Origin of the sequence: Sphingobium sp. RSMS, assembly GCF_005406185.4 — a bacterium.
Taxonomy (GTDB): Bacteria; Pseudomonadota; Alphaproteobacteria; order Sphingomonadales; family Sphingomonadaceae; genus Sphingobium; species Sphingobium fuliginis.
The window spans coordinates 1,023,958-1,046,822 of the sequence record NZ_CM191257.1; the positions used below are offsets into that span (position 1 = coordinate 1,023,958).

At 63.7% G+C, this 22,865-nt stretch carries 20 protein-coding genes; 6 read left to right on the forward strand and 14 right to left on the reverse strand.

The window, feature by feature from the left end:
* The first annotated feature begins 46 nt into the window (after positions 1-46).
* Together EGM87_RS04745 and EGM87_RS04750 are read left to right on the forward strand one after the other, a co-directional pair.
* A complete protein-coding gene (locus EGM87_RS04745; RefSeq protein ID WP_171010024.1) occupies positions 47-1,300 on the forward strand; it encodes a metallophosphoesterase family protein in 1,254 nt (417 codons plus the stop codon).
* Positions 1,300-4,743: an ATP-binding protein gene (locus EGM87_RS04750; RefSeq protein ID WP_044662148.1), complete on the forward strand. Its 3,444-nt coding sequence runs from the start codon at positions 1,300-1,302 to the stop codon at positions 4,741-4,743. The genes EGM87_RS04745 and EGM87_RS04750 overlap by 1 nt, the downstream gene beginning before the upstream one ends.
* On the opposite strand, the gene EGM87_RS04755 is transcribed toward EGM87_RS04750, so the two are convergent.
* Complete coding sequence (locus EGM87_RS04755; protein ID WP_044662149.1) at positions 4,740-7,400, reverse strand: AAA family ATPase; 2,661 nt, start codon at positions 7,398-7,400, stop codon at positions 4,740-4,742. The genes EGM87_RS04750 and EGM87_RS04755 overlap by 4 nt on opposite strands.
* A 309-nt stretch (positions 7,401-7,709) precedes the next feature.
* Here EGM87_RS04755 and EGM87_RS04760 point away from each other — a divergent pair, with 309 nt between their 5' ends.
* On the forward strand, positions 7,710-8,339 hold the full coding sequence (locus EGM87_RS04760; protein ID WP_044662150.1) for a tyrosine-type recombinase/integrase: 630 nt from the start codon (positions 7,710-7,712) through the stop codon (positions 8,337-8,339).
* Between the two features lie 98 nt (positions 8,340-8,437).
* Here the strand turns inward: EGM87_RS04760 and EGM87_RS04765 are convergent, their stop codons facing one another.
* Entirely contained in the window at positions 8,438-9,097 is a 660-nt protein-coding gene (locus EGM87_RS04765; protein WP_044662151.1) for a cation efflux transmembrane domain-containing protein, read from the reverse strand.
* Positions 9,098-9,174: 77 nt separating this feature from the next.
* Between EGM87_RS04765 and EGM87_RS04770 the strand changes: the two genes are divergently transcribed.
* Positions 9,175-9,573 (forward strand): MerR family transcriptional regulator, encoded by a 399-nt coding sequence (locus EGM87_RS04770; protein ID WP_044662152.1) that lies wholly within the window; start codon positions 9,175-9,177, stop codon positions 9,571-9,573.
* A gap of 36 nt (positions 9,574-9,609) precedes the next feature.
* Here the strand turns inward: EGM87_RS04770 and EGM87_RS04775 are convergent, their stop codons facing one another.
* The 9 genes from EGM87_RS04775 to EGM87_RS04815 all read right to left on the reverse strand — a co-directional run bounded on the left by EGM87_RS04775 (position 9,610) and on the right by EGM87_RS04815 (position 19,254).
* Positions 9,610-9,999 (reverse strand): copper-binding protein, encoded by a 390-nt coding sequence (locus tag EGM87_RS04775; RefSeq protein WP_171010023.1) that lies wholly within the window; start codon positions 9,997-9,999, stop codon positions 9,610-9,612.
* An 11-nt stretch (positions 10,000-10,010) separates the two neighbouring features.
* Positions 10,011-13,154 carry an efflux RND transporter permease subunit gene (locus EGM87_RS04780; protein WP_044662154.1) on the reverse strand — a complete coding sequence of 1,048 codons (3,144 nt, stop codon included), beginning with the start codon at positions 13,152-13,154 and terminating at the stop codon, positions 10,011-10,013.
* On the reverse strand, positions 13,151-14,638 hold the full coding sequence (locus EGM87_RS04785; protein ID WP_044662155.1) for an efflux RND transporter periplasmic adaptor subunit: 1,488 nt from the start codon (positions 14,636-14,638) through the stop codon (positions 13,151-13,153). The genes EGM87_RS04780 and EGM87_RS04785 overlap by 4 nt, the downstream gene beginning before the upstream one ends.
* Positions 14,635-15,867, reverse strand: a complete 1,233-nt coding sequence (locus EGM87_RS04790) for a TolC family protein (protein WP_044662156.1) — start codon at positions 15,865-15,867, stop codon at positions 14,635-14,637. The genes EGM87_RS04785 and EGM87_RS04790 overlap by 4 nt, the downstream gene beginning before the upstream one ends.
* Positions 15,868-16,353: 486 nt before the next feature.
* Positions 16,354-16,716 carry a hypothetical protein gene (locus tag EGM87_RS04795; RefSeq protein ID WP_044662157.1) on the reverse strand — a complete coding sequence of 121 codons (363 nt, stop codon included), beginning with the start codon at positions 16,714-16,716 and terminating at the stop codon, positions 16,354-16,356.
* A gap of 265 nt (positions 16,717-16,981) precedes the next feature.
* Positions 16,982-17,719 carry an arsenical resistance protein ArsH gene (gene arsH, locus EGM87_RS04800; protein ID WP_044662158.1) on the reverse strand — a complete coding sequence of 246 codons (738 nt, stop codon included), beginning with the start codon at positions 17,717-17,719 and terminating at the stop codon, positions 16,982-16,984.
* Positions 17,694-18,383 carry an aquaporin gene (locus tag EGM87_RS04805; protein WP_262857402.1) on the reverse strand — a complete coding sequence of 230 codons (690 nt, stop codon included), beginning with the start codon at positions 18,381-18,383 and terminating at the stop codon, positions 17,694-17,696. Before EGM87_RS04805 ends, arsH begins: the two co-directional genes overlap by 26 nt.
* A 35-nt stretch (positions 18,384-18,418) precedes the next feature.
* Positions 18,419-18,850: an arsenate reductase (glutaredoxin) gene (gene arsC / locus EGM87_RS04810; RefSeq protein ID WP_044662160.1), complete on the reverse strand. Its 432-nt coding sequence runs from the start codon at positions 18,848-18,850 to the stop codon at positions 18,419-18,421.
* Positions 18,851-18,924: 74 nt separating this feature from the next.
* Positions 18,925-19,254, reverse strand: coding sequence for an ArsR/SmtB family transcription factor (locus EGM87_RS04815; RefSeq protein ID WP_044662161.1), 330 nt, complete (start codon positions 19,252-19,254; stop codon positions 18,925-18,927).
* A 231-nt stretch (positions 19,255-19,485) separates the two neighbouring features.
* On the opposite strand from EGM87_RS04815, the gene EGM87_RS04820 reads away from it, so the two are divergent.
* On the forward strand, positions 19,486-19,746 hold the full coding sequence (locus EGM87_RS04820) for a helix-turn-helix domain-containing protein (protein WP_044662162.1): 261 nt from the start codon (positions 19,486-19,488) through the stop codon (positions 19,744-19,746).
* A 127-nt stretch (positions 19,747-19,873) separates the two neighbouring features.
* Here EGM87_RS04820 and EGM87_RS04825 read toward each other — a convergent pair whose 3' ends face one another.
* Complete coding sequence (locus EGM87_RS04825; RefSeq protein ID WP_044662163.1) at positions 19,874-20,584, reverse strand: hypothetical protein; 711 nt, start codon at positions 20,582-20,584, stop codon at positions 19,874-19,876.
* Positions 20,585-20,808: 224 nt separating this feature from the next.
* On the opposite strand from EGM87_RS04825, the gene EGM87_RS04830 reads away from it, so the two are divergent.
* Positions 20,809-21,009 (forward strand): hypothetical protein, encoded by a 201-nt coding sequence (locus tag EGM87_RS04830; protein WP_076605733.1) that lies wholly within the window; start codon positions 20,809-20,811, stop codon positions 21,007-21,009.
* A 35-nt stretch (positions 21,010-21,044) separates the two neighbouring features.
* Here EGM87_RS04830 and EGM87_RS04835 read toward each other — a convergent pair whose 3' ends face one another.
* Entirely contained in the window at positions 21,045-21,713 is a 669-nt protein-coding gene (locus EGM87_RS04835) for an alpha/beta hydrolase family protein (RefSeq protein WP_044662164.1), read from the reverse strand.
* 154 nt (positions 21,714-21,867) lie between these two features.
* On the reverse strand, positions 21,868-22,692 hold the full coding sequence (locus EGM87_RS04840; RefSeq protein ID WP_044662165.1) for a Ros/MucR family transcriptional regulator: 825 nt from the start codon (positions 22,690-22,692) through the stop codon (positions 21,868-21,870).
* Between the last annotated feature and the right edge of the window lie 173 nt (positions 22,693-22,865).

Here is a 22,865-nt window from a genome sequence, read left to right on the forward strand (position 1 = left end):
GATCGTGGCGTACGTTCGTCAGAGAAATGAAGGACTTGGGGGGTAAATGGGCAGCTTCCGATTTCTGCACGCGGCGGACGTGCATTTGGACAGTCCGCTTCACGGCCTCGCGCGCTACGAGGGCATTCCGCTTGAAGACGTCCGCGGCGCAACCCGTGCGGCCTTCGACAACCTGATCGACCTGGCGCTCCGGGAGCATGTCGACTTTCTGGTGATCGCCGGAGACCTATACGACGGCGACTGGAAGCACATGGGGACGGGGCTCTACTTCGCCCACGCCATGGGCCGACTGGACCGAGAAGGCATCCCGGTCTTTCTGCTCGCAGGCAATCACGACGCGGCCTCGGTGATGACCCGCCAGATACCGTGGCCCGCCAACGTGCGGCTTTTCAGCAGCCGCCAGCCTCAGACCCACCTGCTGGAAGATTTCGGCGTGGCGGTGCATGGCCAGAGTTTCGCCACGCCTGCGGTCACGGACAACCTCGTGCCGAAATACCCCGATGCCGTCCCGCACGCCTTCAACGTCGGCGTGCTCCACACCGCTCTTTCCGGAGCTCTTGGGCACGCGCCCTACGCCCCCTGCGACGTTCCCGACCTGAGAGCGAAGGGCTACGACTATTGGGCCCTGGGACACGTCCACGCCCAGCAGATCGTCTCCACCGAACCGCACGTCGTCTACCCCGGCAACCTTCAGGGGCGGAACATACGCGAGACTGGTCCGAAGGGCGCGGTGCTCGTGGAGGTGGCCGACAGGCAGGTGGCTTCCGTTGTACCCGTTGAGCTGGACGTGCTTCGCTGGAGCAAGATCGAGGTGGACTGCACAGAAGCCCGGATGAACTCCGTTACCGACCTGATCCGTTCCGCTCTGGGGTCCGCCTTGCCAACCGAAGGCGCAGGCCGACCGCTGATCGTCCGTGTGGCGCTTCACGGAACTTCGGAGATCGCGGGTACGCTGAAGGACCGCGGGGCAGAACTCCGCGATGAGGTTCGCGCGATCGCGACATCCATCTCGCCCGATCTCTGGATCGAGAAGGTGGTCAGCGAGGTGACCCCGCCGCATGCCGCCCAAGAGCCGGAAGCTGGTCTCGACTTCGCCGAGATCATCGATGAGGCGCATTCGGATCTCGAACTCATGGCGGAGCTGAGGACTGAACTCGAACCGTTCCTCGTGTCGGCCAGGTCTTCTCTCGGAGCACCCGACGAGGACGAACTGCGTGCGCTTGCCGAAGCCGGCAGCTGGGACCGCATCCTCGAAGCGAGCGCGACCGCACTGCGGGCTCGCCTGGTGGGAGACGCCTGATGCGGTTCGCCAAGCTCAGTCTGGAGAAGTATGGCCACTTCGAGGATCGCGTGCTCGAGTTTCGATCGGGCGCCTCCGACCTCCATCTCATCTACGGCGCAAACGAGGCCGGCAAGAGCACGTCGATGGCCGCGGTGACGGATCTTCTGTTCGGCATTCCCATGCGGTCGCCCTACAACTTCCGCTTCGACTACCCGCTGCTTCGAATTGGCGCCCTGTTGGAGGAGGATGACCGACAGACCGCCGTCCGCAGACGGAAGGGCGGCAGCGGGACGCTGGTCGACGCCGACGACAAGCCGATGGACGAGGCGCCACTCCTCGGCATGCTGCGCGGTCAGACGAGAGAGACCTTCGGCCGGTCTTTCAGCCTTGATCAGAGCGCACTGCGCGAAGGCGGCGAAGCGATGGTGAAGGCGAAGGACGACGCCGGGCAGGCGCTCTTCGCCGCGGGATCAAACCTGACGGCTGTCGCCTCGGTGCTGGCCACGCTCGAGGACGATGCTGACGCCATCTGGGGCAAGCGCGCCAAGGCCAGCCGCACCTACACCGCCGCCGAGCGCAACCTAGAAGCCAGCCTCCGCACGGTTCGAGACGCGAGCCTTAAGCCGAAGGCGTGGTCGGATGCGCGCGCAGTCTCAGAAGAGGCTAACGCGGCACTGAAGAAGCTCGAGGGTGAGCGGCTGGCACTGAAGCAGGAGCTGCGCTCTCTCGATCGCCTCCGAGGCGTCGCCAGTCTGGTCGAAGCCCGCGCCCGGACGCTGCTGGAGCTTGGTGAACTCGCGGACGTTGTCGTCGTCGGCGAGCAGATCGAGGCTCAAGCACGGGAGTGCCTTGACGCACTCGAACGGGCGGAACGCGACCGCACAACGGCGAAGCGGCTCCTGTCGGAGGCCGAAGAGCGAATAGGCGTCGTCGATCTCGACGACGCGGTCATCGACGCCTCGGAACAGATCGAACGGCTCCTCGAACGGCGCGGAGCCGAGACCAAGGCCGCCGAAGATCTGCCGAGACTTGCCGCGAGGCGTGAGCAGCTCGAACTTCAGGTGAGCAACCTTCACAAGGAATTCGGATCCGCGATTGCGGTCGTGCCAACACGCACTCAGGTGACCGAGCTCCGGCAGGTTCTCAATGGCATCGTATCCGCGCGCGCAGCTGCCGACCAAGCGGAATCGGATCTTGGGGACGTCCGCTCCAGGCTCGCGCGCCTGGAGCAAAGGCTCACCGAGCTACCCGCGGACGCGGCACTGACCACGCTCGTCTCCGCGGTCGATGCGGCCCGGCAGCTTGGCGCCGATTTTGACGAGCGCTGCGACGCGGCAGCCGAAACCTTGAACCGGACCGCTGCCCGACGGGATGCTCTGCTCGCCCAACTGAAGCCTTGGAGCGGTTCGGCCGGCGAGCTGTTCGGGCTACCGTCTCTGTCGGAAGCAGAACTGCAGCAGGCGCGGGATCGCCTCGCGGAACTGGAGGCCGAGCTTAAGAAGGCGTCCACCGCTGCCACACGGCTTCGGAACGAGGCCGAGACCCTATCGCATCAGATCGAGCGCGGAAGCGCCTCGGATGGAGCGGTGACGATGGAGGCGCTCGCAGCTGCCAGGCAGGTCCGGGACGCGGATTGGGATTTCATCCGAGAGGGACTGACGGCCGGAACTGTCATTGAGGACGGTCAACGGCGTGCAGCCGCATACGGCGATCTCGTCGAGAAAGCGGACACGCTCGCCGATAGGCGCTACTCGTCGGCCGAGGCATCCGGCCGCCTTGCGGAGATGGTCGACCTGCGCGATCGGCTCTCCTTAGAGTCAGAACAAGCCGGCCGCGCCGTGACACTTGCTGAGGCAGCTCTGAGCGACTTCAGACGCGGGTGGGACGACCGTCTCGCGCGCGTAGGACTTCCGCTTCTCGCGCCGCTCGCGATGGCAGCGTGGCAAGCGGCTCGCACCGAAGCGATCGAGGTATTCGAAGCCGTAGCCGGCGCCGAAGGCGAACTTGCACGTGCTCAATCCCGCCGGCGGGACGCGTTGGCGGCTCTGTGTCGGGCTCTGGACATCGAAGCTCCGACGAATTCGATAATCTTGCCGATCCTAACAGCAGCGGAAGCCGCGCGGACGACACGCGAGGAACAGGCGCTCGCGAGGAGGGAACTCGAACAGGAGATCGCGAGGCTCGTCAACGAGGCAGACGCCCTGACCAAGTCGATGACCTCCCGCAAGGGGGAGGAGCAGAGAGGCCGAGAGGCCTGGAAGGCCGTGTCGGAGCGCGCCGGGGTCGATCTGCCGGTTGAAGGCGCCGACCTGCGCTTCGAGATCATCGACGAGCTTCGCAGCGCCTCCGAGGAACTGGCCACCCTTCGAATCCGTGTCGCCGGGATCGAGCGCGACGCGAACGGCTTCAAGTCCGCCGTGGCGGAGCTCGCGGCCAAGCTCGACTGCGCCCCAGGGGGCAGCGACCCGCTCGACGTCCTAAAAAGTCGTCTTGCGAAGGCCCGCGCTTCCGAGGCTCAGGCCTGGGAGCTCAAGGGCGAGGTGTCGCGTCGATCGGCCGAGGAGGGCGAGGCCGACGCAAAGTCACAAGCGGCCAGAAGCGGCCTCGGGGAAGTCGTGAAACAACTCGCGATCGAGGACACCGACCTCCTCCCGGATCGCCTCGACGCATCATCGCAGGTGCGCGCTTTGCGCGCCAAGGTTCGTGAACTGGAGACGGAGATCGTCGCCAAGGGTGACGGATACGGGCTTGAACAGCTGATCGAAGCACTCGCCAAGACCACGCCCGACGAGATCGCGTCGCGCAGGGAGCAGGCCAGCAGCGAGGTCGACGCGCTCGACGACACGATCTCCAATGCAGCCAGAACCTACGGCGACACGCGCCGTAGGTTCGAGGACCTCGACGTCGACGGCCACTCAGCCGCAGACGCGCAGGCGGACGCCGAGGCGGCGCGTGCCGAGATGGCGGTGCAGGCGGAGGCCTATCTGATGAAGCGCACCCAGGCCGTCATGCTGCGGTGGGCGATCGAAAAGTATCGAAAGAGGCACCAGGACCCGCTGCTCGCCCGTGCGAGCACGATCTTCGAGACGCTAACGCTGGGCCGCTACAAAGGCTTGGATGCCGACATGCAGGACTCGACACCCAGACTGATCGGCCTTTGCGAAGATCGCAAGACGGTCGTGGAAGTGGGACAGATGAGCGAAGGAACGACTGATCAGCTGTTCCTGGCGCTGCGCATCGCGGCGCTTGAACAGTCTGTGGATGCCGGCGTGCGGCTCCCCTTCCTCGCCGACGACCTCTTCGTCAACTTCGACGACGATCGCTCTCGCGCCGGATTTCGCGTGCTAGCGGACTTGTCGCGATCAACGCAGGTCCTGTTCTTCACGCACCACGAGCACTTGGCGGCAATCGCCAAGGAGGTGCTTGGCAAGGAGCGATGTTCGGAAATCAGGCTCGCCTAGAGGAGCGTCGCGCCGACCGGATTCTCGAGGGCGGAACGCGCCACGGACGTCGCCTTCCGCCGCTTGCCGAGCTCTATCCTGAAGTCGTCGAGCACCTTCAGGTCGGCTTCCATCTCGTTAGGGGACGGCTGCGGGATGTCCCGGCCGGCCGACATGTCGTGGCCTGAGCGTTCCGAGGCTCGCTTCATTGCAAAGAAGATTGTCCGATAGTCATCGTCAGTGACGGTCACCTCCTTGAGCCTGCCTGTCATGACATCCGGCACGAACCTTACGACCGTCTTCGCGAAGACGACCTCCTCGACCGCCCGTTCCCAGGATTCGCGCAGGTCCGAGTAGAAGTCCTTCGTCTGCCGCCGATATTGGTCCGTGTCAAAGTCGGTTACGCCCTTAAGCTCCTTCGCGCGCGTCCGCAGCGTCTCGATCCGCGCGTTGAGGTCGGCGACCCAGGGCTCGCAATTCTCGCGGATCACGCCGAAGCCCTCAAATTGCGTCTTGGCGACGAGTGACTTGATCAGCGGCGCGGCGTCTCCTGCCCTGGCGGCCTCCGACACAACTTCGTTGAAGAATACAAGGTTGTGCGTGAAGATGATCACCTGCCGTCCCTTCTTCGCCTCGGCGACAAGACGGTGCGCGACCTTGCGGATGCGCAGGTGGTCAAGCGAGGAGACGGGGTCGTCGACGATGATTCCGTAGCGCGCGTCGTCGCCTCCGATCTCGGCGAGGAAGCATGCGAGCGCGAGCGCCCGCTGCTCGCCCTCCGAGAGCACCTGGTTGTTCTTCACAGCGCCAGCGCCGTGCAGGCCGACCGAGAACAGGCTCTTGCCGCCTGAGCTGGAGTCGCTGACCTTGAAAGGAAGATGGGTGAGGTCGAGCGCGCCGATCTCCTCTGCGATCCTCCGTTCAAGCTCCTCGGTGACGAGCTGCTTGCGCAGGGCGGTGATCTGCGTCGAGATCGAACGTGTCGCCACCTGGGCCTGGCACCCCGTCAGCGACCGTTGCTCCGTGACGTCCCGCAGGCGCTGCAAGACCGTCTCCAGGTCATTGGCGAGCTTCGCCCGGTCCTTGAGTTCGGCAAGCCGCGTCCGCTTGGCGTCCAGCGCCTCGGTATGCGAGGCGCTTCGCTGAAGCGAAGCGGCCTCGCCCTCGAGGCGCTTGAGTTCCGCCGCGACCGTCTCGGCGAGCGCGCTTACGTCCGGCGTCGGTGCAGACGTCGCTGTGTCGTCCAGCAGTGCGGCGCGCCTCGCCTCGAACCCGGCCAGCGCCTTGAGGATGTCGGCAACGGTCATGGCCCGGGTCTCATCGAGCTGTCCGTATCCGGCCAAGGTCTCCTCGACCAAGGATGCTTCCGGCACCTTCACCTGCTCGACCTGCGTCAGGAGCGCCTTGAGGGCGTCGCGCGCACCGTCGGCGCGCTTCGTGGCCTCGCCACTGACGAAGTCGTTGAACCGGGCCAGCCGGGCGGAGCCCGTCGGGGTGAGCGGCTCGAGGCAAAGGACGCACAGGTCGCCGGTTGCCTCAGGCAGACGCGCGGGCGGGGGTTCCACTCCGGCGGCGACGAAACGGCGCGCCGCCTCGAACAGGATCCGCCAGGCCTCGCCGCCGACCTCCGCGACGGGCTCGCCTGCGAAACTGGCGGCGGCCGCGATCCTCTCCGCCTCCACCGCCTGGGCCAGCTCGCGCCGAGCCGACGCGATCGTCTCACCGACCCTGTCCGAGAGTCCGTCTCGGAGGGTGGCCAGCACCTCGCCCACGCGCTTCAACACGGTGATGGCGCGGCGGCGGGTAGCCGCAAGCGCCACCGGATCGGCGGCGAGCTCGGCTTCGAGCCGGGCGAGTTCTGCGAGCTCCGTCTCGCTCAGGTCGGACAGCCTGCGGATTTCGTCCTCGGAAGGCAGCGAGGGCGCCTTGGGATCCAGTTTGGCAAGGGTCAGCGCGACCGTGCAACCTGGGGTGTATCCGGCCGGCAGCGCGACCCGCAGCCGCGGCGCGAGGGCCTTCTCGTCCGCCGAGAACCTCGTGGCCATCCGTTGACACAACTCGCCGTGGTGCTCGAGGATCGCGAGCTCGCGCGGCAGGTAGGCGATCCGGTTACCGCTATCGACGTAGAGCCGGGCGTTGTGGCTGTCGAACACCGATATCTGACGGAGCTGCGAGGGAGGTGGCGTTGCGGGATCCCAATCGATCTCGGTCACCGCGTCGTCGCCGACTTGGTAGCGCACCTGCACCCGCATCGGCCCGCCGCCGGCGTCGAACACGTTCCCCCGCAGCTGGTCCGAGGTCAGGCTTCGGCAAAGTCGCTTGGCGATGCGGGTGTATCCGCTCTTCCCGCTCCCGTTTTCGCCGTAAACCAACGTGATGCCCACACCGGCCATGCGCAGCTTCTGGCTACCGGCGAGGCGGTCAATGTTCTGCACGGGACCGAGCTGCGCGAGCACGGTTCGCCGCGCATCGCCTGAGCCGCCACCAAGATGCGAAGCGTCAATCGCGGTTATGGGGTGGGGTGAAGAGCCGGCGCCGGCCGCGGCACGCACGTTGTCGAGGATGCAGTCGGCGTCCTCCGGCTCCAGGGAGTGATCCGGTGCGACGGCGATCCGCCGCAGGCTGTCCTTCACCCAGTTAGGCTGCTCGGCAGCCCAATCCAATAGATTCTTGACCATTTCCCATCCCCCGTCGGTCCAGAATGATTAACTCTCGTGACGGACGCAAGCGGGGTTTCGCCCGTTGCGCCGGAAAGCGCTCTCGCGTCCAGCTAAGCGCGGCCCGTCTATTGAGCGGCAGCTCGCGGAAGCGCTCCGCGTCCTCTGGAACGGCCGCTTTGGGTCGAGGACAGAGGCGATTTATAGGGAGGCTAGATGAGTTTATCGAAATAAGCTAACTTTTGCCCCTGACAGAACGGCTCGCGATCTGCTGCCTCCAGCTTGTCTGAACGTTTCTGCCGTGGCCATGATGGCCACTGGAGAAGTGTCATGGGATTATCAGAATTTGATCCCGCTGCACGCGAACGAGTGTCGTGGAATTCGGGACGCAAAGTCGGCGCGAAGCGCGCATTGAAGCCCCGCCAGATTTGGGCAATCCGGTTCTTCCTTGATCAGCATGGACGGATCCGCGACCGGGCGCTGTTCGACCTCGCCATCGACAGCAAACTGCGCGGTTGTGATCTGGTAAAGATCAAGATTGGCGACATCGTGTGTGATCGGAAGATTCGAACGCGGGCGATCGTTGTTCAGCAAAAGACGGGGCGGCCTGTCCAGTTCGAGTTGGACGACGCTCGCGCCAGCCTGCTCCGATGGCTGGAACTGCGCGGCGGTTCCCTGGAGGATTATGCCTCCCCGAGCCGCACCGATCATTCGGCCCACATGAGCACCAGGCAATATGCCCGCCTTGTGGATGAATGGGTCACAGGGATCGGCCTGCCAAGCGAGGATTACGGCACGCACTCCCTACGGAGAACGAAGGCATCAATCATCTACAAGGCGACCGGAAACCTTCGCGCGGTGCAGATCCTGCTTGGCCATACGAAAATCGAAAGTACGGTCAGATATCTCGGCGTTGATGTGGAGGACGCTCTGACTTTGGCAGAAGGGACAGAAATCTGAAATCGGCTGGCTCCTCACACTGCGGGGAGCCAGCACCCAAATCACATCTGCAAGTCGCAACCGTCATTGGTGGCAATAGGAAAGCCGACGGAAAGCGGTCAGTCGCGGTCTCCGCTGAAACGAAAATGTTGCCGAACTTCTCCGTTGAGAGACCGCCATTCGCCGACCGCCTGCCGAATTATCTCCTCGCCGCCCCACAAGCTGAGCCCGGCCATGATGACCGCGACGATAATGTCTGGGAGGCCGGAGCCGGTGCCGAAAACCCCCAGTGCCGCGAAAAGGACTGCGAGGTTTCCGATGGCATCATTACGTGAGCAGATCCAGACCGAGCGCATGTTCGCATCGCCGGTCCGGGAGCGATAGAGCATGAGAGCCACCCCGCCGTTGGCGACGAGCGCTGCAAAGCCGACAATGCCCATTACCTCGGCTTGCGGATGCGTGCCGCGCGAGAGCGCCCAGAGCGCGCTCAGCAGCACATAGAGGCCGAAGCTGAAGATCGTGACGCCCTTCACCATCGCGGCGCGCGCGCGCCAGGCAAGCGCCAAGCCTGCAACACCGAGGCTGATCGCATAATTGGCGGCATCGCCCATAAAATCGAGCGCGTCCGCCTGCAGGGCCTTCGAGCCGCCGAGAAGGCCGGCGGTCAGCTCGACCGCGAACATCAGCAAGTTCACCGCCAGCGCGATCCACAAGGCGCGGCGCCACGCAGGGCTGTTGATATGGTCGGCTTTATCGGCCGCGCAGCTGGAACAGGCCATGAGGGCGGAGCTTTCTTTTCTGCGAGTCGATATCCTATATGCACCCTGTAGCAAGTACAGGGTCAAGAGGCAGGCAGATGATCACGCGAGGCAAGCTGGCCAAGGCGACAGGCACGAAGATCGAGACCATCCGCTTCTATGAAAAGATCGGACTTCTGGCGCCGCCCGAGCGCACGGCGGGCAACTATCGCGCCTATGGCCAGGACGATGTCGACCGGCTGAGCTTTGTGCGTCGCGCGCGCGATCTTGGTTTTTCGCTGGACCAGGTCCGCACGTTGCTCGATCTCGCCGATGATCGCAGCCGGTCATGCTGCGCGGTCGACGAGATTGCGCGCGCGCAGCTCAAGGCGGTCGAAGAGAAGATCGCTGACCTGCTGGCGCTGAAGCGGGAGCTCTCGAACCTGATCGAGCAGTGCGACCAGGGTACGATCGCGGACTGCCGGATCATCGGCGCCCTCGCGCCCGCCGAGGTTTGAGCGGGCACGGGCTCAAGAGGCCCGTGCCCGGGACACTCATTTCTTGCTGATCGCGGTGACTTCGCCGCCGCGGCCTTCCAGCTTCAGGTCGAAACTGACCTCGTCTCCAACCTTCACGCTGTCGATGAGCGCGGGCGCGGCCTTGAAGGCCATTGTCATGGCCGGCCAGTTTGCCTCTGCGATGGGGCCATGATCGAGCGTGATCGTGCCCGCGGCCTTGTCGAGAGCCGTTACCTTGCCTGTTCCCTTCGCCATCTTGGCGCCAGGCGCCATCGCCATGTTGCCCATGTCGCCATCCATCGTGTTCGTGGCCGCGGCGGGTGCTGCGCTATTGGTCTCGGCGGTGACGGGCGTCTCCGCCTTCTTACCACACGCGGCGGTGAGGGCGACGAGGCCGAGGGCTATGGTCAGTCTTGCATGCTTCATGGTTTTCTCCTTCAGGGTAAAACGGTGTGTGGGGTGGACGAGACTTGTCGCCGCCGCATGAGCAGATAGGCGGCAGGAATAACGAACATCGACAGGAGCGGCGCGGTCAGCATGCCGCCGACCATGGGCGCGGCGATCCGGCTCATCACTTCCGAGCCCGCGCCCGACCCAACCAGGATCGGGAGCAGGCCGGCGATGATCACCGCCACCGTCATCGCCTTGGGCCGGACGCGCAGTAGCGCGCCCTCGCGCACGGCCTTAGCGACGACATCGGGTGGCGGATCGGCTCCTCGTTGTTCGAGCGCGTCTTTCAGGTAGATCAGCATCACGACGCCGAACTCGGCGGCGACGCCGGCAAGCGCGATGAACCCGACCCCGGTCGCCACCGACTGGTGGTAGCCGAGCAGGTAGAGGATCCAGAATCCGCCGGTGAGCGCGAAGGGTAGCGTGCCCATGATCAGCAGCGCTTCGTCGAAGCGCCCGAAGATGAGGAACAACAGCACGAAGATGATGACCAGCGTCGCTGGGATGACGATCTTCAACCGGTCGACCGCGCGCTGGAGATATTCGAACTGCCCCGAATAGGCGATGCTGACGCCGGGCGAGAGCCTAACCTTGCTCGCCACGGCGTGGCGTAGGTCGCCGACCACCGAAGCAAGATCGCGCCCGCGCACATCGACATAGACCCAGGTCGAGGGGCGGCCATTCTCGGTCTTGAGCATCGGCGGGCCGTCCGCAACGGCGATGCGCGCGACCGTGCCGAGCGTGATCTGCTGGCCCGACGGTGTCAGCACCGGCAGCGCCCGCTGGGCGTCGATGCTGTCGCGGATTTCGCGCGGATAGCGCACATTGATCGGATAGCGGGCCAGCCCCTCGACGGTCTGCCCGACATTTTCGCCACCGACTGCCCCCGAGACGATCGCGTGCACGTCGGCGATGTTCAGTCCGTAGCGGGCAGCCGTAGCGCGATCGATGTCGACATCGACATAGCGCCCGCCGGTCAGGCGTTCGGCCAGCGCCGAGCTGACGCCGGGCACGGTCTTGGCCACGCCCTCAACCGCACGTGCGATGCGGTCGAGCTCGGCAAGAGCGCTGCCAGAAACCTTGACCCCGATCGGGCTCTTGATGCCGGTCGCCAGCATGTCGAACCGGTTGCGGATCGGCGGCACCCAGATATTGGCGAGGCCCGGCACCTTCACTGCCCGGTCCAAGTCATCGACCAGCTTGTCGGGTGTCATGCCGGGTCGCCACTGATCGCGGGGCTTGAAGCGGATCGTCGTCTCGAACATCTCAAGCGGCGCCGGATCGGTGGCGGTCTCGGCGCGCCCGGCCTTGCCGAACACGCTCTGCACCTCGGGCACGGTCTTGATCATCCGGTCGGTCTGTTGGAGCAGTTCCGACGCCTTGGCGGCCGAGAGGCCCGGCAGGGCCGAAGGCATGTAGAGCAGGTCGCCCTCGTTCATCGCCGGCAGGAACTCGCCGCCGAGGCGCGAGAGCGGCCAGGCGGTGGTCGCGAAGACCAGCGCGGCGATGACGAGCGTGGTCTTCGGCTGTTCGAGCACCCAGTCGATCGCGGGGCGATAGGCGCTGGTGAGCGCCCGGTTGATCGGATTGGCCTGTTCGGAAGGGATCCTGCCCCGGATCAGCCAGCCCATCAGTACCGGCACTAGCGTCACCGACAGGATCGCAGCGGCCGCCATCGTATAGGTCTTGGTGAAAGCGAGCGGCGCGAACAGGCGGCCTTCCTGCGCCTGGAGCGTGAACACCGGAACGAAGGAGAGGGTGATGATGAGGAGGCTGAAGAACAGCGCCGGGCCGACCTCCATCGCCGCCTCGGTCACGACGATCCAGTGCTGCGCCCCATGAAGATGTTCGCCGGGATGCTCGCGTTCCCAATGCTCGGTCTTCTTGTGCGCGTTCTCGATCATGACGATCGCGGCATCGACCATCGCACCGATGGCGATCGCGATACCGCCCAGTGACATGATATTCGCATTCACCCCCTGCGCGTGCATGACGATGAAGGCGGCGAGCACGCCCAGCGGCAGAGTGACGATTGCGACCAGCGCCGAGCGGACGTGCCAGAGGAACAGGGCGCAGACGATAGCAACGACGACGAACTCCTCGATCAGCTTGTGGGTGAGGTTCTCCACCGCCTGATCGATGAGCTGTGAGCGGTCATAGGTCGGCACCACAGCAACGCCGGGCGGCAGGCTCTTCTTCAGCTCCTCCAGCTTGGTCTCGACCGCCTCGATCGTGCTGCGCGCGTCCGCGCCCTGGCGCAGGATGACGACGCCGCCCGCCACCTCGCCGTCCCCGTCGAGTTCGGCAATGCCGCGCCGCATTTCGGGGCCAATCTGGACGGTGGCGACATCGCCCAGTGTCACCGGAACGCCGCCGGCCGCGGTCCGCAGCGGGATCGCGCGGAAATCATCGAGCGTCTTTAGATAGCCCGATGCGCGGACCATATATTCGGCCTCGCCCATCTCCAGCACCGAGCCGCCAGCCTCCTGATTGGCTTGGCTGATGGCCGACACCGCCTGTTGATGCGTGATGCCGAAGGCGGCGAGCTTCACCGGGTCGAGGACAACCTGATACTGCTTGACCATGCCGCCAATACTGGCGACCTCGGCGACGCCAGGCAGGCTTTTGAGCTCATAGCGGAGGAACCAGTCCTGAAGCCCGCGAAGCTGAGCGAGATCGTGTCCGCCGGTGCGGTCGACCAGCGCATATTCATAGACCCAGCCAACCCCTGTCGCGTCGGGACCGATGGCGCTTTTCGCCTGATCGGGAAGCCGGCCCTGGACCTGATTGAGATATTCGAGCACGCGGCTGCGCGCCCAATAGAGATCGGTGCCGTCCTCAAAGATCACGTAGACGAAGCTGTCGCCGAAGAAGCTGTAGGCGCGCACTGTCTTCGCGCCGGGCACCGACAGCATGGTGGTGGCGAGCGGATAGGTGACCTGGTTCTCGACGATCTGCGGCGCCTGGCCGGGGAGCGAGGTGCGGATAATGACCTGCGTGTCGGACAGATCGGGCAAGGCATCGATCGGTGTCGAACGAACCGCCCAGAGCCCAGCGAGCACCAGCGCAAGCGCGCCGAGAACGACGAAGAAGCGGTTCTGGACCGACCAGTGGATCAGCCGCCCGATCACTGGCCAGCCTCGCGCGCCATGGTCCTGACTGTCGGGCCGGATGGCAACTGGTCGAAGCTGAACCGGACCCGATCGCCGACCTCGTAACCACGGGCTAGGGTCGGAGTCGCCAGCCGGAAGGTCATGGTCATCGCCGGCCATTGCAGCGCCGGCACCGGCTGATGGCTGAAGGTGATGCTGGCCGCCTCGATCTTGTCGATCCGGCCGACCGTTGCATAAGCGCCGGCTTTTGCCGCCGCCGCTCGAGGAGGTGAGGCAGAGGATGTCGCGATCGGCCGCGCCTGAACGCCCGACAGGCTCGCTTCGGAATCGATCAGGAACTGGCCCGAGGCGACGACTTTTTCTCCTTGAGCGAGGCCCGCGAGGATCTCGGTCTGGCCGCCGCTCGTCTGGCCCGTCTGGACCTCGGCAGGCTGATAGCGGCCCTTGTTAAGTGCGAGCATGACCAGCGTCCGCTTGCCGGTCTGGATCACCGCCTCTGAGGGCACGAGCAGCGCCGACCGCGCACTACCGCCCAAATCGACAGTGGCAAACATGCCAGGCTTCAAGCGCCCCCCGCGATTAGGAAGCTCGATCCGCACGGTCAGCGTTCGGCTGTCGGCCTGGACGGCGGGCAGGATCGCGGCGACCCTACCGGCGAAGTGCTCACCCGGATAGGCGGCGAGCGTCGCGGTCGCGCTCTGGCCCGGGCGCAATTGCCCGGCGATCGCCTCGGGCACGGCCGCATTGAGCCAGACCGTCCCTAGCCCATTCACTTCAGCGAGCGTCTCGCCGGCGGAGACGGTCATGCCCTGGCGGACGCCGAGGTTCTTGATGGTGCCCCCAATTGGCGAGGAGATGGTGACGACATTATGCGGCCTGCCGCTGCGCTCGACGGCCGCAATTGTGCCCGCTGGCATGCCCAGCAGCGCCAGGCGCTGGCGCGCGGCGCGGGTCAGGCTGGCATCACCCGTCCGCCTGACCGCAAGATATTCGGCCTGGGCGCCGGCCCATTCGGGAACGAGCAGATCGGCGAGTAGCGCACCTGCGCCGATGACGTCACCTGGCGCGCGAGCATAGACGCGTTGGACAAAGCCTGCCGCACGGCTCTGGACCACGGCCACGTCACGCTGGTTGAAATCGATGCTGCCGGTCGCGGTCAGCGCCGAACCCATCGTGCCGGTTTGCGCCGCGACCACCCGCAGCCCCAGATTCTGGGTCCGTGCGGGATCGATGGCGATGCCTGCTTCCGCCGGTCCCTCGCCGGCATATTTGGGGACGAGCTGCATATCCATGAACGGCGACTTGCCGGGCTTGTCGAAATGCTGGCTCGGCACCATCGGATCGTACCAGTAGAGGACCTTGCGGCCGGAATCGGCTCCCTTGGGAGCGGCCCCTTCGCCGTGTCCGAGGGTGGCGATGCCATAGCCGGCCCCTCCCGCGACGACCGCTATAACCGTGGCGGCAAGACCGAGCCGCATTCGTGCTGAAATCCTGTCGCTCATTTGTCGTCATCCCCATAGGTCAGCACCAGGCGCGCCGCGTCGCGCGCCACTTCCGCCTCGCGATCCAGCGTCTGCAACTTGGTATCGGCCAGCATCGACCGGGACTGGATCACATCGACGAGGCCCGCGCGCCCAGCGCCATAGCTGGCCGTCTCGAGATCGGTCTTTCGCTGCGCGAGTGGCAGCAATGTGTCTCGCGCGCGCATCCACTGCTCATGGTGCATGACATGATCGGCAAGCCCGCTTTCGAGGTCGGCGGTAAGGCTGCGCCGCATGTCCTCCTGCTCGGCCATCGCCGCGCCAGCGGTCGCGACGCTGGCGGCGATCATCGGATCCTGGCGTTTCCTGGCAAAGAGCGGCAGGCTGACGGACACACCTGCCGACACCATATCGCCATAGCGGTCGGCGCGACGCTGATAGGCAACATCGAACCCCCAGTCGGGGCGCTTTTCCGCGCGGGCGACGGTGATGTCCGCTTCCGCCTGGCGTGTGCGGGTGATGGAAACGGCGAGATCGGGATGGCGGTCGATCGCAGCGCGCAGCGCGGCGGGATCGACCGTGAATTGGGGTATATCGCCCGCGAGCTCAACACTGCTGTCACCGGTCCAGCGCGTCAGCGTCGCTCTCGCCCGTCCCAGATCGGCGGCGACCTCGCTTCTCTTGTCTTCGAGCGCCGCCAGGGCCTGTTGGATGTCCAGCGCCTGCGCCAGACGCACCGTGCCCGAGGCGACCCCTGAGCGTGTTGCCCCTACCATTGGTTGCAAGTCGGCCTTGACCCCGTCGACCGCCGCAAGTCGGCGCTCGGCATAGGCGAGGCTGATCCAGGCGAGCGCGGTTGCCACCCTGACCCGTCGTGCCTCGGAGAGATTGCTCGCCTGCGCTGCCGCGACATCGGCCTCGGCACGGCCGGTACGGGCATGGCGCTTGGCGAGGTTGGGCACGTCCTGGCTGATGCCGACGCGCCCCATCGTCATGCTGTCTCCCGCGAAGGTGCCTGCGGGCGGACCGGAGACGGGGAAATTGTCGAGCCCGACGCCCAGCTTTGGATCGGGCAGCTGCCCGGCGGCCGTTGCCGCCGATCTGCGGGCCTCGGCCTCGAGCAGGCGCGCGCGAATGGATGGCGCCTGCCCTTGTGCGCGAGCGAGGGCATCTTCGAAGCTCAGAGGCTCGGCATGAGCCGCTGCCGCGCTGAGCGCCAGCAAGGGAAAAGCAAACAGAAATCGATACATGGGGGTCTCCCGATCGGGAGCCACCCGGCCTGAGAACCGTACCGCTCAGCGACGTGCGCCGACGCAACGGATAGGGTTGCGTCGGCGCAACGCGCCTGGCCATGGTTCTGCTTATCGGCCGGGAAGCTTGCTTCAGCCGGCCGAGGGATCCGAACGGCCCTCATGCATGGACTTCATGCAGTCGGCTGTGTTCATCGCCATCATGTCGCAATCGCAATGTGCCATCTGCGCCTGATCGGGAATCCAGACGCGCTTTTGTGAAGGCACGGTTGTGCGCGGCCCATATTGCGGCGCGGCTCGCCATTCCCAATGGCCTTGGGGTGCTGGGTGGCGTTCACCGGCCCAGGCGGGCGCGGCAAGGCTGAGGGCTGCCGCAAGGGCAGTAGCTGTCATCTTGAAAGTCATCACGAATATCCATCGACTGAAAATTGCAGGGGATCGCTGCTTCGACCTGCCGATGGGCGGGCGAAGGGAGCGATCGTTCAATCAGCCAAGGATCGTGGGTGGCTCAGGATCGGGCGCGAGATTTTGGCCGGCCAGCACGGGGGTCGTGGACCAGAAATCGGGCGCGTCATAAAGCAGAGGGGTCGCAACCGCGCTGCCCTGGTCTTCTGCGATCAGCGGCACAACGCATCCCATCGCCGCGATGCACTCCAGCGTGAGGCCCTTACACGGTTTCTCGGCGGGCGCAGGTTGCTGCGTGGCCATCATCGCCATGCAGTCGGCGTCCATCGTCATCGCTTCGGGCGCGGCCATTGTGGCCGGAATGGCATGCGCATAGGCCAGCTCTGCCCCAAAAAGGCCGAGCAAGGCTCCGAATAGGAGCAGGGCGGTGAGCAGACGTTTCACGACAGTACCGATCTACAGCAGCAAACCCGGTGCGACAATCATCAAACATGTGCCGTGCAGAAATGGGCGGCTTGGCGGCGGCGAAGTGGTTCCCCGCCGGTCATCCGCTTGGCCCCAATGAACGGCGAAGCATTCAACGGGCGATCAGCCCCATTCTTATCGCTGTTGCTCGGGCGCGCGGCAACCTAGCCACCGGCACCAGCAGCAGCCGGTGAACCAATGGCCATCCAAATTGGGGGCCTTTGTGGTTCCCCCCGTCATCATCTCAGCCCCTGACCGCCTTGATGGACGGATGTTCCGCCTCTTTGATGCCTGCGGCCTTTCGTTCGGAATAGCGGCTCACAAGCTGATCGGCGTGGGGGCGCATGAGAACCGTGAGCCGTACCAATTCCTCCATCACGTCGACAATCCGGTCGTAATAGCTGGACGGCTTCATCCGGCCCGCTTCATCGAACTCCTTATAAGCCATGGCGACCGACGACTGATTGGGGATGGTGAACATCCGCATCCAGCGGCCGAGCAGGCGCAGCGTATTGACCGCATTGAAGGATTGTGAACCGCCGGACACCTGCATGACCGCCAGCGTCCGCCCCTGGGTGGGCCGCATGCCCTTCACTTCCAGCGGCAGATGATCGATCTGCGCCTTCATGATGCCAGTGATGGCGCCGTGCCGCTCCGGGCTGCACCATACCTGGCCTTCGGACCATATGGACAGTTCGCGCAGTTCATGAACCGCCGGATGATCGTCGCCCTTCACCTGGTCGGGCAATGGAAGATCGGAGGGATCGAATATCCGCGTTTCCGCCCCGAAAAGCTGAAGCAGACGCGCAGCCTCTTCCACAGCGAAGCGCGAAAAGGAGCGCTCTCGCAGAGACCCATAGAGCAGGAGGATGCGGGGCGCCGGGATTAGTTCGCCCAGGCCGAGTGCCGGGGAACGCAGCAGATATTCCTTTTGCAGCGCGGGAAGGTGATCGACGTCAGACAGTTTGCGGAGCCGGGTCATTGCGGGCCTCATGCGAAGACGGGGAGAATAGCACCTGGCTCATGGCGTTCGCCGCCAGTGCGCCGACCAGTTGGGCGACAATGAAGGCAGGCACGCTGGAGGGGGCAATGCCCGCAAAGCTGTTGCTGAGCGACCGGGCGATGGTGATGGCCGGGTTGGCGAAGCTGGTCGAGGAGGTGAACCAATAGGCAGCAGTAATGTAGAGGGCGACGGTTGCCGGAACCCACTGCGGGCGCATACGCACCGTTCCCAATATCGTGAAGATGAGGCCAAAGGTGGCGACCGCCTCGCCCGCCCATTGTCCCGGGCCGGCCCGGAGTTTTCCGGATATCTGCCATATGGGCTGGTCGAACATGAAATGAGCGATCAAGACGCCGAGAATACCGCCTGCTAGCTGTGCAAAAACATGCGCCAATGCGGCACGGGTGTCGATCTCACGCCGCAGCCGGGCGACAAGCGTGACGACTGGATTGAAATGCGCGCCTGAAATGGCCCCTAGCACCGTGATCAGGACAAACAGGATTGCGCCGGTCGCCAGCGTATTGCCCAGAAGCGCGATGGCGACGTTCCCTCCGGCAAGTCTCTCGGCCATAATGCCGGAGCCGATCACCGTCGCGAACAGGAACAGGCTGCCGATAGCCTCGGCCAGCATCGTCCTTCGCAGGGGATGTTTGTTTGTCGTCACTGGTCGGCTCGCGGTCACGCGGTCACGCGGTTGCCATCCGCGTCGATCACCAATTCCCCATCTTCCTTCGCAAAAGGACCGCGCTGGGGCGCCGGCAGAAGGTCGAGCACTTCTTCGGACGGGCGGCACAGCTTCACGCCCAGAGATGAGATAACCAAAGGCCGGTTGATCAGGTCGGGATGCGCCATCATGGCATCGACCAGTTGATCGTCAGATAGCGTTTCGTCCTCGAGGCCCAGTTCTGCGTAAGGCGTGCCCTTTTCGCGCAGCAGTTCGCGCGGGGTCATGCCGGCGCGTTCCATCATCTCGACCAGCAGGGCGCGGGCAGGCGGGGTCTTGAGGTATTCGATGACATGCGGTTCGATTCCCGCATTGCGGATCATTGCCAGAGTGTTGCGTGATGTGCCGCAGGCGGGATTGTGATAGATGATGATGTCGTGGATCATATGGATACTCCTGTCGGCGTTGTGACGCCGTCACTTTGCGTATTCCCTGATGTATCGAGGTCATAAGACTTCGTTCAGCAGCAGGCGAGCTCTGCCAGCAATGGTTCACACAGTTCCGCGCGCCCCTCGCAGCAGTCTTTGGCGAGAAAGATCATAAGGCCGCGTAGAGCATCGATGTTCACACGCTGGATTTGCTGGCGGCCGCGCTTTTCGGCCGTCACCAGTCCCGCCTTCACCAAGATGGCGAGATGGGTGGAAAAGGTACTCTGAGTGAGGCCGCTTGCGTCGACCAATTGCCCGGTCGACAAGCCGTCGGGTTCATGTCGAACCAGCAAGCGGAAGGCGGCGAGCCGGGTGGGATGGGCCAGGGCCATCAGAATCACGAGGGCATTATCAGTGTTCATGCATCGGAAATAACCGATGAAACCGGCCTGTCAATATCCATCGGAAATTTCCGATAACACGGCTGCCTCCACGGGCTGCTGCTCGCTACCCCTGAGACTTGATCGCCGCGAAATAGCTGCCGTTCCGGAAACTGAAACGTGAATATTTGCGCTGAACGACCGGGATGGGCCGATTTTACTTCATTCGGAAGGTAATGGCTGACTACCGACGGCGAACAAAAAAGGTAAATAATGGCCGAGAAAAATTCAATCGACGAGCGACGCGAACACTTCGCTTATTGCGTTCAACTGTTTGGCGGAACCACTGCCTTCTCACGGCGCCTTGGCATAGACGAGCGCGCCATCCGCCGATTTATCAATGGCGAGCGGCCTCTTGGTGACGGACTTCTGGAAGACACCGCCAAGGCATTGCACCTGCTCATCGCTGAAGCTACCACTGCCGAAGGAAAGATCGCCGCCATATTGAGCTCTCTGCCGACCGATCCGTCCTAGAGCGCCCATCAGGCCCGTAGTGGTCAGCGTGCGACGGGTCGACGCTCAGGACGTGAGGATCGGAAATTTTGGCTGTGCAACCAATACGGTTCGCGAGCTGCCATGATCTCGCTTGCTCCGTGCATCGCTAGTGGCGGCTGGTAGGAATTAGGAATTGGTCTGTATCGGCGCGGATGACCGTCGACCACAGCCTCGTTTTCGTGAACAACTTATGGATCGGGTAAGGCTCGCCGTAACGTGTTTCATCCAGCAGGCCCAACCAACAGAGCGGGCGCAGGATATGGCTATACGCCACGGCGTGGACCCGATGGTTGTCGCTATCAGCATCGAACACCGCCTTCACGAACTGGTCATCGGTCACGCCCACATGAGCCTCAACGTTCAGGACGCCTAGGAAAAGTAGCCAGTCCTCATCCAGTTGGTCGCCATAGAGGGTGTATCGGGAGTGATCGAGGACGAACAGCAGATGGTGGGCGAGCGCAATCCAAAGATTGCCAGGATGCCCGAGCAAATCCTTCCCGGCTGCCGTGATATGCAGGAAGCCCTTCCGGTGACGTGCCAGCTTGGCGCTAATCAACAGGTCGTGCAGCAGCATCAAGGGCGGGAAGTCGGGTTCGTTGAGGACCTTGTTGACAGCGTATAAGTCTTCGGCGGTGTAGTAAGGCCATTCAAACGCTTCCGCCGCCCATGTGACGAACGTCCGCTTCAAAGCTCTATTCGGTGTCAGGCCAATGGGGCCGACGTCCAGCATATATTTGAGCATCAGGCGAGCGGCGCGCAGCATGTGCGCGTTCGGCAGTGCCGGGTCGTCGTGCTGAGGGGCAAAGAATTCGATCATGAGGTGCGCAGATTGCAACCTGTCAGGCTAGCAGGCAACCGTCGATGTTCTGCGGCGCTCAGGCTGGCCAAATGATGGCCGAGCGGGAACAAGCGGAATGTGAACTTTTAGGGAAGCGATCGTGAGCGTTGAGTGACGAAAATGGATCGTGCCTGGGTCGAAAGCTGTGGAAAAAACGCAGATGCGTGTAGACATCCAGCGCAATCACGCTCTACGCGGACGCGATGAGCATCGTTGCCACCATCATGAATTCGACCACCGGCCAACCCATACAAAAGATGACTTTTGGTCGGATGCCAAAGCCTTGGGCTACTTTTCATCTGGAGAACGGAGAGCGGGTCACCGCCGATCGCGTAAATGTCGGTAAACCTGCGCCAGGCAAGTTTGTTGCCCCTGTCGAAGTCTGGGTTACCCCCAAAACCTGAGGGTTCTATCGCGCATTGACCCTTTGCCTTTGCAGTTACAAAAGCGACGAAACCCAGTCATCCAGCGCATCAAGAGCTTCGGCTTCGGAATCGGCCGAACTTCTCCCACTTTTCCTAGCCACCTTGAAGCTGTGGTCGGCTTGATCGACCATATGTAGCCTGGCGCGGTCGCCGAGGTCGGAAATGACGGGCTGTAGCAGATCCATTTCCGCGAGCGCATCGCGCGAGCCGGAAATGAACAGCATGGGTATTTTGATGCAGGTGAGGTGATCGGCCCGTTCGATCCCCGGTTTCCCTGCCGGATGTAGCGGAAAGCCGAGGAAGGCCAGGCCTTTGACCGCTGGCAGGGGCTCCTCGGCCTGGGCTTGCGACGTCATGCGCCCGCCAAAGGATCGGCCGCCGGCGAAGAGGGGGAGTTCTGGCGCCAGTTCGACCGCTCGCGCTGCGGCCGCGCAGACGACAGCATGCGCGAGCTTGGGGCCATCGGGCCGCTTCGACCCTTTCTCCATGTAAAGAAATTGATAGCGCAGCGTTGCAATTCCTCGGGCAGCGAGCCCCTCGGCATTCGATGCCATCGCCTGATGGTTCATCCCCGCGCCGGCCCCATGGGCAAAGAGAAAAAGCGCCTTTGCAGTCGGGGGACGAAGCATCAGCCCCGACACTGCTTCCATTCCAACCTCGATGCGGACGGGCTTCGGCCCCATCTGACATGGCCTTTCGGTATCGGGAGAACTTCTGCCCGCGAGGACGCTAAGCATGAGAACCATTGGATCCGGCGCTAATGACGGCGGCGGCATTTCCGGCTGCACCCGTTGGCGAATGGAAAAGGGGACGCCATTGCGCCCCCATTCACGAAACTCAGGCAGGCGTTTCGGACTTGTTGCCTGAGCCCAGATGCGCGCCGGCGGCAGAAAGGGCTGCTTTCAATGATTTGGGTTTCGTCGCGGACTTGGCCTTGGTTGGCGCCTTCTTTTCCGTCGGCTTGGCGTCGCCGGCAGCGGGTGCAGGCTTGGCGGCGGGAGCTGCAGCCTTATCCTTGGGACCTGCAATGGAAAGGCGTTTCCGCTCGTCAGCCTTCGCCTTAGGTGCCTTGGCGCCGGCCGCCTTCGGCGCGCTCTTTGCTATCACAGCCGGTTCCGCCTTTGCCGCCGAGGCGGACTTCTTCGAGGGAGCCGACTTGGTCGTGCTCGCCGCCTTGGGCGCTGCGCTATCCACGGTCGGTGCGACATTTGACGGCGCTGCCTTCGCTGCATCCGTCTTTGGAGCAGCCGCGGAAACGGTGGGCTTTTTGCCAAGGCCCAGCTTTTGGGCAACGGCACGCCGCGCCTCGGAATAGCTGGCAGCTACAAGTGGGTAATCTTTGGGCAGTTTGTAGCGTTCACGATACTGCTCGGGCGTGAGACCATTGGTCGCCAGGTGGCGCTTCAGCGTCTTGTAGGGTCTACCGTCGATCAGGCTCAGAATGTGATCAGGAGAAGAGAGACTTTTGCGGATCGTGACCGCGGGCGTGAACGTCGGCTCGACTGCCAGATCGGCTTGCGCGGTCGGCGTTTCGACGAGCGCTGCGCGCGTCGTCTTGATCAGTTCTGCAAGGCCTTCGCTCGGCACCGTATTGCGAGACACATAGGCGCTCAAAAGCTGGACGGTAAGTGCGGTGATTTCAGTCTGATTGTCGTCGGCCATTATGCGATCCCATGCTTACTCAATAATTGAAGCTTTTTGCGTGCTACACGGTCAAATGTAAATATTGCCTGAGCGCTCATTCGAAAGGTCTATCTACCTTCATTTATCAATTAGCAACTTGGATATAACGCAAACCGCGAGGTCCAGCTGATCACTCAATTGCAGCGGCTTGA